The sequence below is a fragment of the Arthrobacter sp. Y3222053 genome, from assembly GCF_059092805.1.
Genome location: NZ_JBNHIA010000001.1, coordinates 659,273 through 673,170, shown reverse-complemented (window position 1 = coordinate 673,170; position 13,898 = coordinate 659,273). Strand labels below are relative to the sequence as shown.

General features: G+C 68.9%; 13 protein-coding genes and 1 tRNA gene. 9 read left to right on the top strand and 5 right to left on the bottom strand.

What is annotated here, in order from left to right; genetic code table 11:
- Nucleotides 1–78: 78 nt before the first annotated feature.
- Nucleotides 79–489: a DUF5997 family protein gene (locus AC5RUW_RS03170; protein WP_494159348.1), complete on the top strand. Its 411-nt coding sequence runs from the start codon at nt 79–81 to the stop codon at nt 487–489.
- A 154-nt stretch (nt 490–643) separates the two neighbouring features.
- Here AC5RUW_RS03170 and AC5RUW_RS03165 read toward each other — a convergent pair.
- Nucleotides 644–729, bottom strand: a tRNA-Leu gene (locus AC5RUW_RS03165).
- A gap of 398 nt (nt 730–1,127) precedes the next feature.
- Here AC5RUW_RS03165 and AC5RUW_RS03160 point away from each other — a divergent pair.
- The 7 genes from AC5RUW_RS03160 to pknB are packed head-to-tail and all read left to right on the top strand — an operon-like array spanning nt 1,128 to nt 10,481.
- Nucleotides 1,128–1,865, top strand: a complete 738-nt coding sequence (locus tag AC5RUW_RS03160; protein ID WP_494159347.1) for an FHA domain-containing protein — start codon at nt 1,128–1,130, stop codon at nt 1,863–1,865.
- The gene (locus tag AC5RUW_RS03155) at nt 1,865–2,347 is read left to right on the top strand and encodes an FHA domain-containing protein FhaB/FipA (RefSeq protein ID WP_494159346.1); all 483 of its coding nucleotides are present in this window, start codon (nt 1,865–1,867) and stop codon (nt 2,345–2,347) included. The genes AC5RUW_RS03160 and AC5RUW_RS03155 overlap by 1 nt, the downstream gene beginning before the upstream one ends.
- Nucleotides 2,344–3,972 (top strand): PP2C family protein-serine/threonine phosphatase, encoded by a 1,629-nt coding sequence (locus AC5RUW_RS03150; protein ID WP_494159345.1) that lies wholly within the window; start codon nt 2,344–2,346, stop codon nt 3,970–3,972. Before AC5RUW_RS03155 ends, AC5RUW_RS03150 begins: the two co-directional genes overlap by 4 nt.
- Nucleotides 3,972–5,390 carry an FtsW/RodA/SpoVE family cell cycle protein gene (locus tag AC5RUW_RS03145; protein WP_494159344.1) on the top strand — a complete coding sequence of 473 codons (1,419 nt, stop codon included), beginning with the start codon at nt 3,972–3,974 and terminating at the stop codon, nt 5,388–5,390. Before AC5RUW_RS03150 ends, AC5RUW_RS03145 begins: the two co-directional genes overlap by 1 nt.
- Nucleotides 5,387–6,832: a peptidoglycan D,D-transpeptidase FtsI family protein gene (locus tag AC5RUW_RS03140; protein ID WP_494159343.1), complete on the top strand. Its 1,446-nt coding sequence runs from the start codon at nt 5,387–5,389 to the stop codon at nt 6,830–6,832. Before AC5RUW_RS03145 ends, AC5RUW_RS03140 begins: the two co-directional genes overlap by 4 nt.
- Entirely contained in the window at nt 6,829–8,598 is a 1,770-nt protein-coding gene (locus AC5RUW_RS03135) for a protein kinase domain-containing protein (protein ID WP_494159342.1), read from the top strand. Before AC5RUW_RS03140 ends, AC5RUW_RS03135 begins: the two co-directional genes overlap by 4 nt.
- A complete protein-coding gene (gene pknB, locus AC5RUW_RS03130) occupies nt 8,595–10,481 on the top strand; it encodes a Stk1 family PASTA domain-containing Ser/Thr kinase (protein ID WP_494159341.1) in 1,887 nt (628 codons plus the stop codon). Before AC5RUW_RS03135 ends, pknB begins: the two co-directional genes overlap by 4 nt.
- A 47-nt stretch (nt 10,482–10,528) precedes the next feature.
- Here the strand turns inward: pknB and AC5RUW_RS03125 are convergent, their stop codons facing one another.
- Genes AC5RUW_RS03125 through AC5RUW_RS03115 form a run of 3 tightly spaced genes read right to left on the bottom strand, consistent with a single transcriptional unit; the run spans nt 10,529 to nt 12,091 of the window.
- On the bottom strand, nt 10,529–11,200 hold the full coding sequence (locus tag AC5RUW_RS03125; protein WP_494159557.1) for an anthranilate synthase component II: 672 nt from the start codon (nt 11,198–11,200) through the stop codon (nt 10,529–10,531).
- Complete coding sequence (locus AC5RUW_RS03120; RefSeq protein ID WP_494006374.1) at nt 11,197–11,367, bottom strand: hypothetical protein; 171 nt, start codon at nt 11,365–11,367, stop codon at nt 11,197–11,199. The genes AC5RUW_RS03125 and AC5RUW_RS03120 overlap by 4 nt, the downstream gene beginning before the upstream one ends.
- Before the next feature lie 16 nt (nt 11,368–11,383).
- A complete protein-coding gene (locus tag AC5RUW_RS03115) occupies nt 11,384–12,091 on the bottom strand; it encodes a class E sortase (RefSeq protein WP_494159556.1) in 708 nt (235 codons plus the stop codon).
- Nucleotides 12,092–12,355: 264 nt separating this feature from the next.
- Here AC5RUW_RS03115 and AC5RUW_RS03110 point away from each other — a divergent pair, with 264 nt between their 5' ends.
- Entirely contained in the window at nt 12,356–12,607 is a 252-nt protein-coding gene (locus tag AC5RUW_RS03110) for a cell division protein CrgA (protein WP_494006373.1), read from the top strand.
- A gap of 444 nt (nt 12,608–13,051) precedes the next feature.
- Here AC5RUW_RS03110 and AC5RUW_RS03105 read toward each other — a convergent pair whose 3' ends face one another.
- Nucleotides 13,052–13,786 carry a rhomboid family intramembrane serine protease gene (locus AC5RUW_RS03105; protein ID WP_494159340.1) on the bottom strand — a complete coding sequence of 245 codons (735 nt, stop codon included), beginning with the start codon at nt 13,784–13,786 and terminating at the stop codon, nt 13,052–13,054.
- Between the last annotated feature and the right edge of the window lie 112 nt (nt 13,787–13,898).

Sequence of the window (13,898 nt, the reverse complement as noted above, 5' to 3'; positions counted from 1 at the left end):
CTCCGGCCGTCCCCTGACAAATGGGAGACCCGCCGGAGCCCGGAGCACGGCCGGCCCCGCGCCCGATACCCTTGCCGTATGAGTTCCTCCAAGAGCCAGCCGGCCATGAAACCGGCAACGGCCGCCAAGAAACTGGGCATCTACCTGCCCGCAGCACCCGCAGACTTCCAGGACAGCCCGCTCACCCGTGAGCAGTTCCTGGCCCTGCAGTCCAACCCGCCCGAGTGGCTCACCGAGCTGCGCCGCAACGGTCCGCACCCCCGGCCCGAGGTCGCCCGCAAGCTGAACGTGTCGATCAGCGGACTGACCCGCGGCGGCATCACCGAGGCCCTGACCACCGAGCAGATCAAGGCGCTGCTGGCGGACCCGCCGGCATGGCTGGTCGAAGAGCGTGCTACCTTCGCTGCCGTGCGTGAGGAAGAGCGCCGCCTGCGGGAGAAGGCCGCGCAGGACGCCACGGACCGGAAGAAGCAGGCACCCGGACGCTGACGGCTGTCCGGGACGGCGCACTGCCCCGTCCCGGACCCGCGCCGTCGCCGCACGGATCCGCAGACCCGCACAGGTGCCGCCGAGCTGCCTCCGCACCGGAGGCGTCCGGACATACAAAAAAATCACCCCGGCCGGAGCCGGGGTGATTCCCTGTTGGTGCGCGAGGGGGGATTTGAACCCCCACGCCCTTTCGGACACTGGCACCTGAAGCCAGCGCGTCTGCCGTTCCGCCACTCGCGCAAGTGAACTCCCGCGGCCACGATGTGCAATCGGTCTCCCTGCCGGTTATCAGCCGGCTGGTCGAACCTCTGCGTTTCCGTTTCCTCGGGAACAGCAGAATCAAGCATACAGAACTTTTTCCGAAACGCCTAAACGAGCCCAAAACCCCCTCCGACAAGGGGCTCGAAGGGCCTTCCCGGCGCCGGAGAGGCGCTTGCCGGCGTCCGCCTCCGCGGACAGGACAGCAGGCGCGGCGTCAAGGGCAGTGCCTGTTTCGGCGGTACCTTGTTGAGACACGTGAGCGCGGACCCCAGTAGTATCGGAGTAGGTGTACCAGTGCCGTACCTGCGCCGCCGCCGCTTTCGGCGGAGCGGCGGTCCGGCATCCATCAGCTGTGAGGATTGTGGAAGGAGGCGAACATGGGCTTGCTCGACAACGTTGAGCGCGGCATTGAACGGGTCGTCCGCAGCGCCTTCTCCACCGGATCATCCGGCCGGGTAGAACCGCTGGAACTGGCCACCGCTTTGCGCCGGGAGCTGGATGAGCGCTCCTACACGGTCAGCCAGGGCCGCGCCCTCGCCCCCAACGTCTTCACGATCCGCCTCGCCGACTCCGATTTCTCGCGGGCCCAGGAATGGGGCGCGCCGCTGGCGGAGGAGCTGTGCGACGTCATCATCAGGCACGCCCGCAGCCAGTCCTACACGCTGCAGGGCCCGGTCCGGGTGTCCTTCACCCGTGATTCCTCGCTGCGGGGCGGCAGCATGGAGATCGATTCGTCCTCGGAAAAGTCCACCCGGGCCGCGGCAACACCTCCGCACCGCCCCTCCCCGCCGGCTCCCCGGCAGAGTCCGGCCAGGATGCAGCCGGTGCTGGACATCAACGGGCAGCGTTATTCGATCAACGCATCCTCTGTGGTCCTGGGCCGTTCCTCCGAGGCCGACATCATGGTCGACGACACGGGAGTGTCCCGGCGGCATCTGGAAATCCGGGCCGGCGGCGGGACGATCCGCGCCGTGGACCTCGGATCCACCAACGGCAGTTACGTGAACGGCCAGCGAATCCGCGGCGAGGTCCGGCTGGAGGACGGCGCGGTCATCACCATGGGCCGCACCCGCATCACGTTTCGGCTGCTTCCTGTACCGACCGGGGGACACTAGTGCTTGATGAACTGACGGTCACGCTGCTCCGCTATGGCTTCCTGCTGCTGCTCTGGATCCTGGTGCTGTCCGTGGTGGCTGCGATCCGGCGTGACCTTGTCGTCGGCGCCCGCAACCGCACCGCGGCGCCGAGCGCCCGGCAGCTGCGCCGCAATCCCGAGCTCCAGGCACAGACACCGGCCCCAAGGACGGCACCGACCCGCCTGGTGGTGACTGAAGGCCCGCTGCGCGGCACCTCGCTTGACCTGGCCGCGAGCCCCATCCTGCTGGGCCGCGCCCAGGAAGCCACCCTGGTCCTGGAGGACGACTACGCCTCGGGCAGGCACGCCCGGCTCTTCCCGCAGGGCAGCCGGTGGTTCATCGAGGATCTGGGCTCCACCAACGGCACGTTCCTCGGCGAAAACCAGCTCACCAGGGCACAGCCCGTGGAACCCGGCGTCCCGATTCGGATCGGTAAGACGGTCATCGAATTGAGGCCATGACCATGGGTATGGTCCTCAGGTACGCCGCGCGCTCCGACGTGGGCATGGTCCGTACCAAGAACGACGATTCCGCTTACGCCGGCCGTTATCTGGCCGTCGTGGCCGACGGCATGGGCGGGCACGCCGGCGGCAACGTGGCCTCCGCCTCCACCGTCCTGGACCTCGTGCATCTCGACCGCCCGGAGCAGGACGGTCAGCCCCTGACCGTCCTGGCTGACGAGATCCAGGCCGCAAACTCGCTGCTGTCCGAGCTCGTCACCACCAGCCCCCAGCTCTCCGGCATGGGCACGACCGTCACGGCCCTGCTGCTGCACGGCAGCAGCTTCGCCTTCGCCCACATCGGCGATTCCCGGGCCTACCGGCTGCGCGACGGGGTCTTCGAACAGATCAGCATCGACCACACGTTCGTGCAGCGCCTCATCGATGAGGGCCGGCTGCGCCCGGAGGAAGCGGAGATCCACCCGCACAAGAACGTCCTCATGCGCGTCCTGGGCGACGTAGACGCGAGCCCCGAACTCGATCTGGCGACCTTCGACGTCGTCCCCGGCGAAAAGTGGCTGCTCTGCTCCGACGGGCTGACCGCCGTCCTGCGCGAGGAGGAGATCGAGGCGGTGGTCCGGTCGACTCCGGACCTGCAGGAATGCTGCGACACCCTCGTTGAGCTGACCCTTGCCGGCGGCTCTCCCGACAACGTGACCGTCGCCGTCATCGAGCCGGTGCCGGAGTCCGAAGCCGAAGCCGCGGCCGTCGCCGCTGCCTACGCCGGCCATGCCCCCGACGCGTCGGCTCCGGGCGGAGCACATCCCGCCGCCGGCCCCGCTGCGGTACGTGAGGCAGCGCCCGGGGATATTGACTGGCAGCCCGCCGCCCGGGCCCGGACGACCTCCGAGGACGACGCCGACGAGGCCCGGGGCCAGGTTCCCGGCCCCGGCGGCAACAGCGCCGAGGACGACGCCGCCGCCGAGGCGGCACGGGTCGCCCTCATCCGCCAGGACCTGCAGTCCCGTCCGCACGTCCTGGTGGGAGCGGCCGCCCTGGCCACCGAAACCGGCCAGATTCCCATCGTCGCCCGCCAGTCCGCGGACCGCCGCGCCGCCCGCATGCTGATGCACAAGCCGGAGTCGGAAACCGAGCAGGAGCCGGCAGCACCACGGCGCCGCCGGCCGCGCTGGCTGATACCGGCGATCCTCACCGTGCTGGCCGTCCTGCTCGCCGGCGTGCTCTGGGTGGGGTACGCCTGGACCCAGACCCGCTACTACGTAGGGTCGCAGGACAACCGGGTGGCGATCTTCAACGGCGTGTCCCAGACCGTCGGGCCGATCAAGCTGAGCCATGTCTCCGAGGTCTCCGACATCACCGTGGACAGCCTGCCCGAATACTCCCGGGACCGGGTGGAGCGGACCCTGCCGGCCAGGGATCTCGAACACGCCGAACAGATCGTCGAAGAGCTCCGCGGCACGGCCCGTGCGGCTCTGGCCTGCCCGCCGGCCGAGGGCGGGGCGGAGGACAACCGTGCCGAGGCTTCCGCCCCGGCGTCCGCCTCCCCCAGCCGGGCGCCGGAGGACACCGAAGCGCAGGCCTCCCCGGAAGCCGGCGCCGCCGACCAGTGTGAGGGGCAGCAGTAATGTCCGATCTCCTGACCGCTCCGAAGCCCCGGCGCAACATCGAGGCCCTCCTGCTGCTCGTCGCCCTCGCTGTGGGCGTGGGCGCCAACTTCCTGGTCACGGTTGACCAGGAAGGCACCTTCAGCCGGGACTTCTGGCTCCAGGCGGGTACCCTCGGCGGCCTCGTCGTGGTTTTCCACATCGTGCTGCGCTTCCGGGCGAAATATGCCGACCCGGTAATACTTCCGCTGGTGACCGCGCTGAACGGCATCGGACTGGCCATGATCCACCGGCTGGACCTCGTGTCCGGGGACACCGCGGCGGACCGCCAGCTGCTCTGGACAACCCTCGCGGTGGCTGCGTCCATCGTGGTGCTGTTTGTCCTGCGGGACCACCGCATCCTGCGGAGGTTCACCTACATCTCCCTGATCGTCAGCGCCGTCCTGCTGCTGCTGCCGCTGACTCCGCTCGGCGTGGAGATCAACGGCGCCCGGATCTGGATCAGTCTTGGCTTCGGCACCTTCCAGCCCGGTGAAATCGCCAAGATCACCCTGGCCATCTTCTTCGCCGGATATCTCTCCACCAACCGGGACCTGATCCTGCTGGCCGGCCGCAAGGTCGGGCCGCTCCAGCTGCCGCGGTTCAAGGACATGGGGCCCATGGTGGTGGCCTGGCTGGTCAGCATCGGCGTCCTCGTCTTCCAGCGCGACCTCGGGTCCTCCATCCTCTTCTTCGGCCTGTTCATGGCCATGATCTACGTGGCAACCAGCCGCGTCAGCTGGGTGCTCATCGGGCTCAGCCTGGTGGCTGTCGGCGGCCTGGTCGCCATGCAGCTCTTCAGCCACGTCGCGCTGCGCATTGACGGGTGGATCAATGCCTTCGATCCCGAGGTCATCGAGCGGCCGGGCGGCAGCTGGCAGGTCGTCCAGGGCCTCTTCGGCCTGGCCAGCGGCGGCCTGACCGGCACCGGGCTGGGCGAAGGCCGCCCGGACCTGGTCACCTACGCGAACTCGGACATGATCATCGCCGCGCTGGGTGAGGAGCTTGGCATGATCGGCCTGTTCGCCATCGTGCTGATGTACGTGCTGCTGGTCTCCCGCGGCTTCCGCGCCGCCCTGGGAACGCGCGACGGATTCGGCAAGCTGCTGGCCTGCGGCCTGTCCTTCACGATCGCCCTGCAGTGCTTCGTCGTGATCGGCGGCGTGACCCGGCTGATCCCGCTGACCGGCCTCACCACGCCCTTCATGTCCGCCGGCGGATCGTCCCTGCTGGCGAACTGGATCATCGTGGCCCTGCTGCTGCTGATCTCGGAGGCCTCGCGGCGGCCGGCGGTGTCCGGGCCCCTCGACTCCGAAATGGTCCCGGCGCTGCCCGGCGCCGGCACGCCGGCACTGGCCCGGCCGCGCAACCAGGAAGCAAGGGAGGCAGGCCGGGCATGAACCAGGCAATCCGCAACAGCTGGGTCGTCGCCCTGGCAATGTTCGTCCTCGTCCTCGGCTCGCTGACCTACGTGCAGTTCTTCGCCGCCGAGGAGCTGGGGGACATGACCCCCTACAACAGCCGCGGCGTGTACCAGGACTTCGGCCGGGACCGGGGCTCCATCCTCGTTGAAGGCGTCCCCGTGGCCGAGTCGGTGCCCTCCGACGACGAGTTCAAGTTCCAGCGGGTGTACAACTCTCCCGAGCTGTATTCGCATCTGACCGGCTACTTCTCGCTGGCGCACGGCAACACGCAGCTGGAGAGCGCCATGAACGACTATCTGGCCGGCACCAGCAATGAGCAGTTCTACGAGCGGCTGGTCCAGCTGTTCACCGGCGGCGAGGCGCAGGGCGCCTCGGTGGAGCTGACCATCGATCCGCAGCTGCAGCAGATGGCCTATGACCTGATTCCGGACGGGCAGCGCGGATCCATCGTCATGCTTGATCCGAAGACCGGCGACATCCTGGCGATGGTCTCCAAGCCGTCCTATGACACCAATCTGCTGGCCGGGCACGACACCGGCGTCGTGACGCAGAACATGGACGAGCTGCTGGCGGTTCCGGGCCTCTCGCCCTACCTGAACCCCGCCACGCAGTCCCTGCTGGCCCCCGGGTCCGTGTTCAAGCTGGTGGTCGCGGCCGCCGGGCTGGAGTCGGGCAGCTATGACGCCGATTCGGTGATTCCCAATCCGCAGGAACTCCCGCTGCCCGGCACCAACATCGCCCTGCCGAACTTCGTCAACGGGGCCTGCTCCAGCCGGACCGAGGCCGACCTGCAGTTCGCCCTGGAGCAGTCCTGCAACACGGTCTTCGCGCAGATGGCCTGGGAGCTGGGCGAGGGCGCACTCGCCGAGCAGGCCAAGCTGTTCGGCTTCGATACCTCCATCAACATTCCGACCCGGGTCGAGGCCAGCCACTTCCCCACCGAGCAGGACCAGGCGCAGCTGGCGCTGTCCTCGATCGGTCAGGGCAGCGTGACCGCCACGCCCCTGGAGGTCGCGATGATCTCCTCCGCCATCGCCAACAACGGCGTGCAGATGAAGCCGAACCTCATCCGCACCGTGCGTGCCTCCGACCTCTCCGTCATCGAGGAGCCGGACCCCGAGGTCCTCAACACCTCGGTAAGCCCGGAGACTGCCCGGCAGCTCACCGAGTGGATGGTGGATGTGGTTGAGCGGGGCACTGCGACCTCCGCCCAGGTTCCCGGCTTCACGGTCGCCGGCAAGACCGGCACCGCCGAGGTTGAAGGCCGCGGCGACAACGCCTGGTTCACCGGCTTCGCCCCGGCGGACGACCCGCAGGTGGCCATCGCCGTCGTCATGGAGGACGTCGACCTGGCCACCGGTGCACAACTGACTACTCCAAGCGCTCAAAAACTCCTAGAGGCGGTGTTGAACAAGTGAGGCCTACATCGGGTATCACCTTAGGCGGCAGGTTCCAGCTGACCGAGCGGATCGCGATCGGCGGCATGGGCGAGGTCTGGAAGGCCCGCGACCAGGTCCTCGGCCGCATCGTCGCCATCAAGATCCTCAAGGAGGAGTACACGGGTGACCCCGGGTTCCTGAACCGGTTCCGCGCGGAGGCGCGGCACACCGCCCTGCTCAACCACGAAGGCATCGCCAACGTCTACGACTACGGCGAAGAGGAGGGCTCGGCCTATCTGGTGATGGAGCTCGTGCCGGGTCTGCCGCTGTCGACGATCATCGAACGTGAACGGGTGCTGTCCCCGGACCGCACGCTCTCCATCATCGAGCAGACCGCTGCCGCCCTGCAGACCGCCCATGAGCGCGGGCTGGTCCACCGGGACGTGAAGCCGGGCAACCTGCTGATCCTGCCGGACGGCAGGGTGAAGATCACCGACTTCGGCATCGCCCGCCTGGCCGACCAAGTGCCGCTGACCGCAACCGGGCAGGTCATGGGCACCGCCCAGTACCTGGCCCCGGAGCAGGCCACGGGCCAGCAGGCCACCGGGTCCAGCGACATCTATGCCCTGGGCGTGATCGGTTATGAGCTGCTGGCGGGCACCCGCCCGTTCAGCGGCGAATCGCAGATCGCCATTGCCCTGGCCCAGGTCAACGACACCCCGCCGCCGCTTCCCGACAGCATCCCCGCGCCCGTGCGCGCCCTGATCATGTCGATGCTGGCCAAGGACCCGGCCGACCGCCCGGCCGACGCCGCCGCCCTCGCCAAGGCTGTCGCGGCCATCCGGCGCGGCGACATCGCCGCTGCGCAGGCCGCCGTGCCCGGGATGCTGGCCTTTGGCGCGGCGGACAGCGGAGCCGTGACCGCTCCCGTGCCCACCGCCGGAACCTCGGCCACCCAGGTGGTCGGCTCCGCCGCGCCGTCCACGTCCGCCCTGCCCACCGTGGCCGGGGCGTCGGTGGCCGCCGACACCGGCAGCCTGGAAGCGTCCCGCGAGTGGACCGACGAGGAGATCGACGACGACGGCGCCCTGCCGCCCGAGCAGGATGACCGTCAGGACGGGCGCAGCCGGCGCTGGCTGATTCCGCTGATCGTGGTGCTCGTGCTGCTGCTGGGCGGGCTCGTCACCTGGCTTGCCCTGGCCTCGAACACCGAGGACGCGGACAACGATCCCGCTCCCAGCAGCCCGGCCGCGACCAGCCCCAGCGCGGCGCCGTCGAGCCCCTCGCCCGAGGAGACCACGCCCAGCGAGGACGCCAATGAGGTGACCGTCAGCGCTGCCGGCTACACCGGCCGCAACATCAACGAGGTGGCCGCCGAGCTGACCAACCTGGGCCTGCAGGTCGATGCCCAGCGCGTGCCCTCGTCCACGGTGGCTGAGGGCATCGTCATGGATGTGCGCCCCGAAGGCGTCCTGAACCGCGGCGACGTCGTCACCGTCATCGTTTCCTCCGGCCCCGAGCTGGCCACCGTGCCCAGCGTCGTCGGGCTCAGCGAGGTCGAGGCCCAGGCTGCCATCGGCGAGGCCGGACTGGTGCCGATCAACGGCGGCACCGAGCCTTCCAGCCAGCCGGCCGGCACGGTCATCCGCACCTCCCCGGCGGCGAACCAGAGCGTCGAAGCCGGCAGCAACGTGACCTACATCGTCTCGTCCGGCCCGCGGGAGACCAGCGCTCCCCAGCCGTCGCCGTCCCAGCCGACCCAGCCGACCCAGCAGTCCGAACCAAATGACGGCAGTACGCCATGACCGAAGACTACGGATACCGTCAGCCCACCATGAAGGCCGACCGGGTGCTGAACGGGCGCTACGAGGTCAGTGAGCTGATCGGGCGCGGCGGCATGGCGGACGTCTACCTGGGCCGGGACGTCCGGCTCGGCCGGACGGTGGCCATCAAGGTGCTGCGCCCGGACCTGGCGCGGGACCCGCTGTTCCAGTCCCGCTTCCGCCGCGAGGCGCAGGCCGTGGCCGGCCTGAACCACCAGGCCATTGTCTCCGTGTACGACACGGGTGACGAGGTGGCCGACAACGCCGGTCCGGACGACATCCGGCTGCCGTTCATCGTCATGGAGTACGTGGCCGGTCAGACCCTGCGCGACCTGATCAAGGCCGGGGACATCACGCCCCGGGACGCGGTCGGCTACATGCTCGGCGTGCTCTCCGCGCTGGAGTACAGCCACCGGGCGGGAATCGTCCACCGCGACATCAAGCCCGCGAACGTCATGGTCAGCCCGCACGGCCAGGTCAAGGTCATGGACTTCGGCATCGCCCGTGCCATTGCGGACTCCGCCGCCACCATGACGCAGACCCAGGCCGTCATCGGCACCGCCCAGTACCTCTCCCCCGAACAGGCCCGCGGCGAGACCGTGGACGCGCGCAGCGACCTCTACTCCGCTGGCTGCCTGCTGTACGAGATGCTCACCGGGCGGCCGCCGTTCATCGGTGACAGTCCGGTTTCGGTGGCCTACCAGCACGTCCGCGAACAGCCTCCGGTGCCCAGCTCCCTGAAGCCGGGCATCTCCGTCCAGCTGGACCGGATCCTGCTCCGCGCCCTGGCCAAGGACCGCAATGACCGGTTCCAGGACGCCCGCGAATTCAGCCTGGCCCTTGAGGCGGCGGCCCGCGGCGAGGAGCCGCTGACCGCGGCCACCGAGGCGATCGCCGTCGCCCCGGCCCAGCCCGTCCCGGAGGCTGCGGAGGAACCGCAGACCCGGGCAATGGCCAGGGTCATGGCCGGCGGACCGCTGACCAGCCAGTCCCCTGCCTCCGACGCCGATAACGACGACGACGACGGCTCCCGGGACAGCGACGCGGGTGCCGTGACGGCCTCCCGGGACCGCGATCCGCAGCGCCGTGACCGGCGGCGGGCCTGGGTCACCACCCTGCTGGTGCTGCTGGCCCTGCTGCTGACGGCGGCGGGCGTCCTGATCTACAGCCTGCTGACCTCCGCCGAGCCGGAGGCCACGACCGCCGTCGTGCCCGACGTCGCCGGCATGAGCCAAACGGACGCACAGAACGCCATTACCGGTGCCGGGTTCAATGCGCCCATGATTGAGCAGGACTACCACGACACGGTGGAAAGCGGCTACGCAATCGGTACCAAGCCCGGCGGCGGCACGGACACGCCCCTCGACGGGCGGATCACGCTGCTGATCTCCCAGGGCCCGGCGGAGGTGACGATCCCGGAGGACCTGATCGGGATGACCGAGCCCCAGGCGCGGGATGTCCTGCGCAGCCTGGGCCTGCAGGGCGGAACGACCACCACGGCCAACAGCGCGTCGGTTCCCGAGAGCCGGGTCCTTTCCAGCGGCCCGGAGCCCGGCACCTCCGTCGCGACCGGCTCCACCGTCGATTTGGTGCTCTCCACGGGCCAGGTCACCCTTCCGGACCTGGTCGGCATGAGCCGCGCGCAGGCCGAGGAGGTGCTGGCGAACACCGCATACCAGCTCACCGTCACCATCAGCGAGGTGGAGAACGCCGAGGTGCCGGCCGGCACGGTCGTCGACCAGTCCGTGGCGGCGGGAACCGATGTACCCCAGGGCAGCAGCATCTCCCTGACCGTGGCCAAGGCGCCGGTGACCCCGTCACCCAGCCCCAGCCCGAGCGCCACCGAGCGCGGCGACGACGACTGACCCGCTCCGTTCGCGGCTGAACGCCTCCCGGTGATCCGGCGGGGCGCTCAACCGTTTCGGAGGCCGGCCCGCTCCGCCTCGGTGGACATCAGGGGGCTCAGGCCCGCGGCCCGCTCCGCTGCTCCAGCCAGGCCCAGGGACTCCAGCCAGGTGCCGAGCATCTGGTAGCCGCCCTCCGTGAGCACAGACTCCGGATGGAACTGGACGCCCGACAGGGGCGCCGTGCGGTGCCGCAGCCCCATGATGATCCCGCTGGGGGTCCGGGCGGTCACTTCGAGGTCGGCCGGCACGCTGTCGGCGACTGCGGCCAGCGAGTGGTAGCGGGTGGCGGTCAGCGGCGACGGCAGGCCCTGGAAGACATCGGCGCCGGCGTGTTCGACCTGCGAGGTCTTGCCGTGCATCAGTTCCTCGGCATGGGTGACCGTGCCGCCGTAGGCCTCGGCCAGCGCCTGGTGGCCCAGGCAGATCCCCAGCATCGGCTTGCCGACCTGACCGCACCAGCGGATCAGCTCGATGCAGACCCCGGCCTCGCCGGGAGCGCCGGGGCCGGGAGAGACCAGGACGCCGTCATGCCGGGCGGCCAGCTGCAGGACGTCGACTGCGCCCAGCTCATCGTTGCGGATCACGGTGGTTTCGGCGCCCAGCTCCTGCAGGTAGCCCACCAGGGTGTAGACGAAGCTGTCGTAGTTGTCGACGACGAGGATGCGGGTCATGATCAGGAACCTTCAATGGTGGAATCGGTAAACGGACTGAGGAAGCTGAACTCGGCCAGCCAGGGAAAGACATAGGTCATCAGGGCCAGCACGGCCGCGGCCGCCAGCAGGACGGCCGTCAGGATCCGCACCCACAGCGGGCCCGGCAGGCGCCGGAAAATCCATCCGTACATCTTAACTCTCCATTCTTCAGCCGGCCCGGCCGGCGACCCGCGCCACCTGGTCGGCAATTTCCTGCGGCGGCCCGTCCTGCAGCGGCTGCCAGGAGTCGAGCGCGGCATAGGCGATGATGCGTTCCTGGGAACCGAATCTGGGGTTGCAGGAGGTAAGCGTCAACAGCCGCTCCACCGGCTCTGCCTGCGGCCGGGTCGGGACCGGAGCGATCACGTCCACCCGGTCCGGCATGACGATCTCGCTGTTGCGGTACACGTAGCGGTAATAGCCCTCGGCGGTCTGGACATAGATGCTGTCGCCGGGCACCAGCGTGTGGATGGCGTCCAGTACCTGGCCGTGGGTCTGCCGGTGGCCGGCGAGGGCGACGTTTCCCACCGCTCCGGGCATGGCGGTGTCCGGATAGTGGCCCAGGCCCAGGTTGTCGAGCACGTCGCCGCCCACGCCGGAGGTCAACGGCCGCGCGTAGTCCTCCCCGAACCGCGGAATGTAGACAATGCCGAAGGTGGTGCCCGCTGCAACGGGATCGGAAACCTGCGGCTCCCGGTCCACGGCAGGTGCCGGCGCCGGGTCAAGCGGCACCTCGAACTGCTCGACAAGCCCGCTCACGGCGTCGGCCTGCTGCCGGTTGGAGTCGATGTTGGTCCACCACAGCTGCCAGACGACAAACAGCACCAGGAGGATTCCGGCGGTGATCAGCAGCTCCCCCACGGCCTGGACGGCCATTCCGGCAAGGCTGCGCCTGGGCTTCGGCCGGGCAGCCGTGCGGCGGCCCGTGCTGGTGGCGCTCACGCGCACCCCCTCCTTCCCGGCGCACCGGGCTGCTCTCGGGATGGTGACCCTGGGCGGGCGCGGATTCGCTAGGATAAACGAAGCGTTACGGCTTCAGCGTCGCCCCCTGCAAGGATAGCTTCCGGCGCGGCACTTCCGGCAAAGCCGTTTCGCCCGCAACGAGAAGCCGGCACCGTGCCGGTTCTGCTAGGAGGATGCGTGCCCGAGTCGAAGCCCCGCAAGAAGCCGGTCCCGGCGAAGGCAGACCGCAAGCCGGCTGCCGAGCCCGGGCCCAACCCCGTCTGGTTCAAGCCGGTCATGTTCGGGCTCATGCTGATCGGGCTGGTGTGGATCCTCGTGTTCTACATTTCCGAGGGCCGCTACCCGGTGCCTGCCTTTGGTTCCGGCAATATCCTGGCCGGGTTCGGCATCGCCATCGCCGGCTTCCTGATGACCACGCGCTGGCGCTGACCCGCCCCGGCCTCGCCGATGCCCGTCTCCCTCGGAGACGGGCATCGCCGTTTAACCCCGTCCGCGGGAACTTCTGTACACACCGTGTGCACAGAGTTATCCACAGGTGTGTACAGAACTGTGGGATCTGCAACCAAAAAGCGCGTCGTTACTGGGAAGCAGGGTTATCCACAGCTGTGGAATTACATGTGTGTAAGTCTGGACAGCCTCTGGATAACTCGGTTATCCACAGAATTGTGGATAAGTCCTGTGGATACCTGTGTGTAGCTGTGGACAGTCCCTTGGACCGCCTTTCGGCCGTTCCCGCCCGTCACGACGGTCCTTCCCCCGGCTGACGCCGTTTACTAGGCGGTCGAACGACACGCCTGTAGTTATTAACACTGTTGGTAACCCTGTGGATAAGACTTTTTAACGGGTGTGGGTAAGTCTGTGGATGAAAATCGCTCAGCCCAGGCCCCCGGCCAGGGCGCCGTACAGGGCGTCCACACGGATCAGTCCTCCGACGAGGATGACGGCGGTGATCCCGGCGAGTCCCAGGCACTGGATCAGGGTGCGGTGCCGGCCGCGGGGCGCGTATCCGAGGACGAGGGCGCAGGCCAGGCCCGTGACCAGTCCGCCGACGTGCGCCTGCCAGGAGATATTGGGGTAAAAGAAGCCCAGGGCGAGGTTGATCGCGAGCAAGACCACAATGCCGCGGATGTCACCGCCTTGGCGCCGCTGCAGGATCAGCAGCGCCCCAAAGAGCCCGAAGATGGCCCCCGAGGCGCCCAGCACCGGAGCCAGCGGGTTGCCCAGCAGCAGGACTCCGAGGGAACCGCCCAGGGCCGAGATGAGGTACAACGCGATGAAGCGGCTGCGTCCGAGCATCGGTTCCAAGGCCCGTCCCAGGAACCACAGCGCATACAGGTTGAAGGCAATGTGCAGCACCGAACCGGTGGAGTGCAGGAAGGCGGAGGTGAGAACCGTCCACGGTTCGAATCCGGTGAGCAGCGGCCGGTACCAGAACCGTTCGGTGAAGCCGGGAACCACCCATTGCAGGATGTAGGCGGCGGCACAGAGGGCCATGAGCGTGTAGGTGACCACCGGGCGTCCCCCGCGCACCGTTCCGCCTACGGCCGTGCGGTACCTCGGTGCCTGGGCGCCGGCCTGGCGGAAGCAGTCCACGCACTGGATGCCCACCGGAGCCGCATGCTGGCATTCCGGGCAGGCAGCCCGGCCGCAGCGCTGGCAGCGGATGTAGCTGATCCGGTCGGGGTGCCTCGGGCAGACGGGTGCCTGGGACGCTTCAGAC

Excerpts from the sequence above, each read along its gene's own strand:
- AC5RUW_RS03170 (WP_494159348.1), top strand. The coding sequence starts at position 79 with ATGAGTTCCTCCAAGAGCCAGCCGGCCATGAAACCGGCAACGGCCGCC.
- AC5RUW_RS03160 (WP_494159347.1), top strand. The coding sequence starts at position 1,128 with ATGGGCTTGCTCGACAACGTTGAGCGCGGCATTGAACGGGTCGTCCGC.
- AC5RUW_RS03150 (WP_494159345.1), top strand. The coding sequence starts at position 2,344 with ATGACCATGGGTATGGTCCTCAGGTACGCCGCGCGCTCCGACGTGGGC.
- AC5RUW_RS03145 (WP_494159344.1), top strand. The coding sequence starts at position 3,972 with ATGTCCGATCTCCTGACCGCTCCGAAGCCCCGGCGCAACATCGAGGCC.
- AC5RUW_RS03140 (WP_494159343.1), top strand. The coding sequence starts at position 5,387 with ATGAACCAGGCAATCCGCAACAGCTGGGTCGTCGCCCTGGCAATGTTC.
- pknB (WP_494159341.1), top strand. The coding sequence starts at position 8,595 with ATGACCGAAGACTACGGATACCGTCAGCCCACCATGAAGGCCGACCGG.
- AC5RUW_RS03120 (WP_494006374.1), bottom strand. The coding sequence starts at position 11,367 with ATGTACGGATGGATTTTCCGGCGCCTGCCGGGCCCGCTGTGGGTGCGG.
- AC5RUW_RS03115 (WP_494159556.1), bottom strand. The coding sequence starts at position 12,091 with ATGGCCGTCCAGGCCGTGGGGGAGCTGCTGATCACCGCCGGAATCCTC.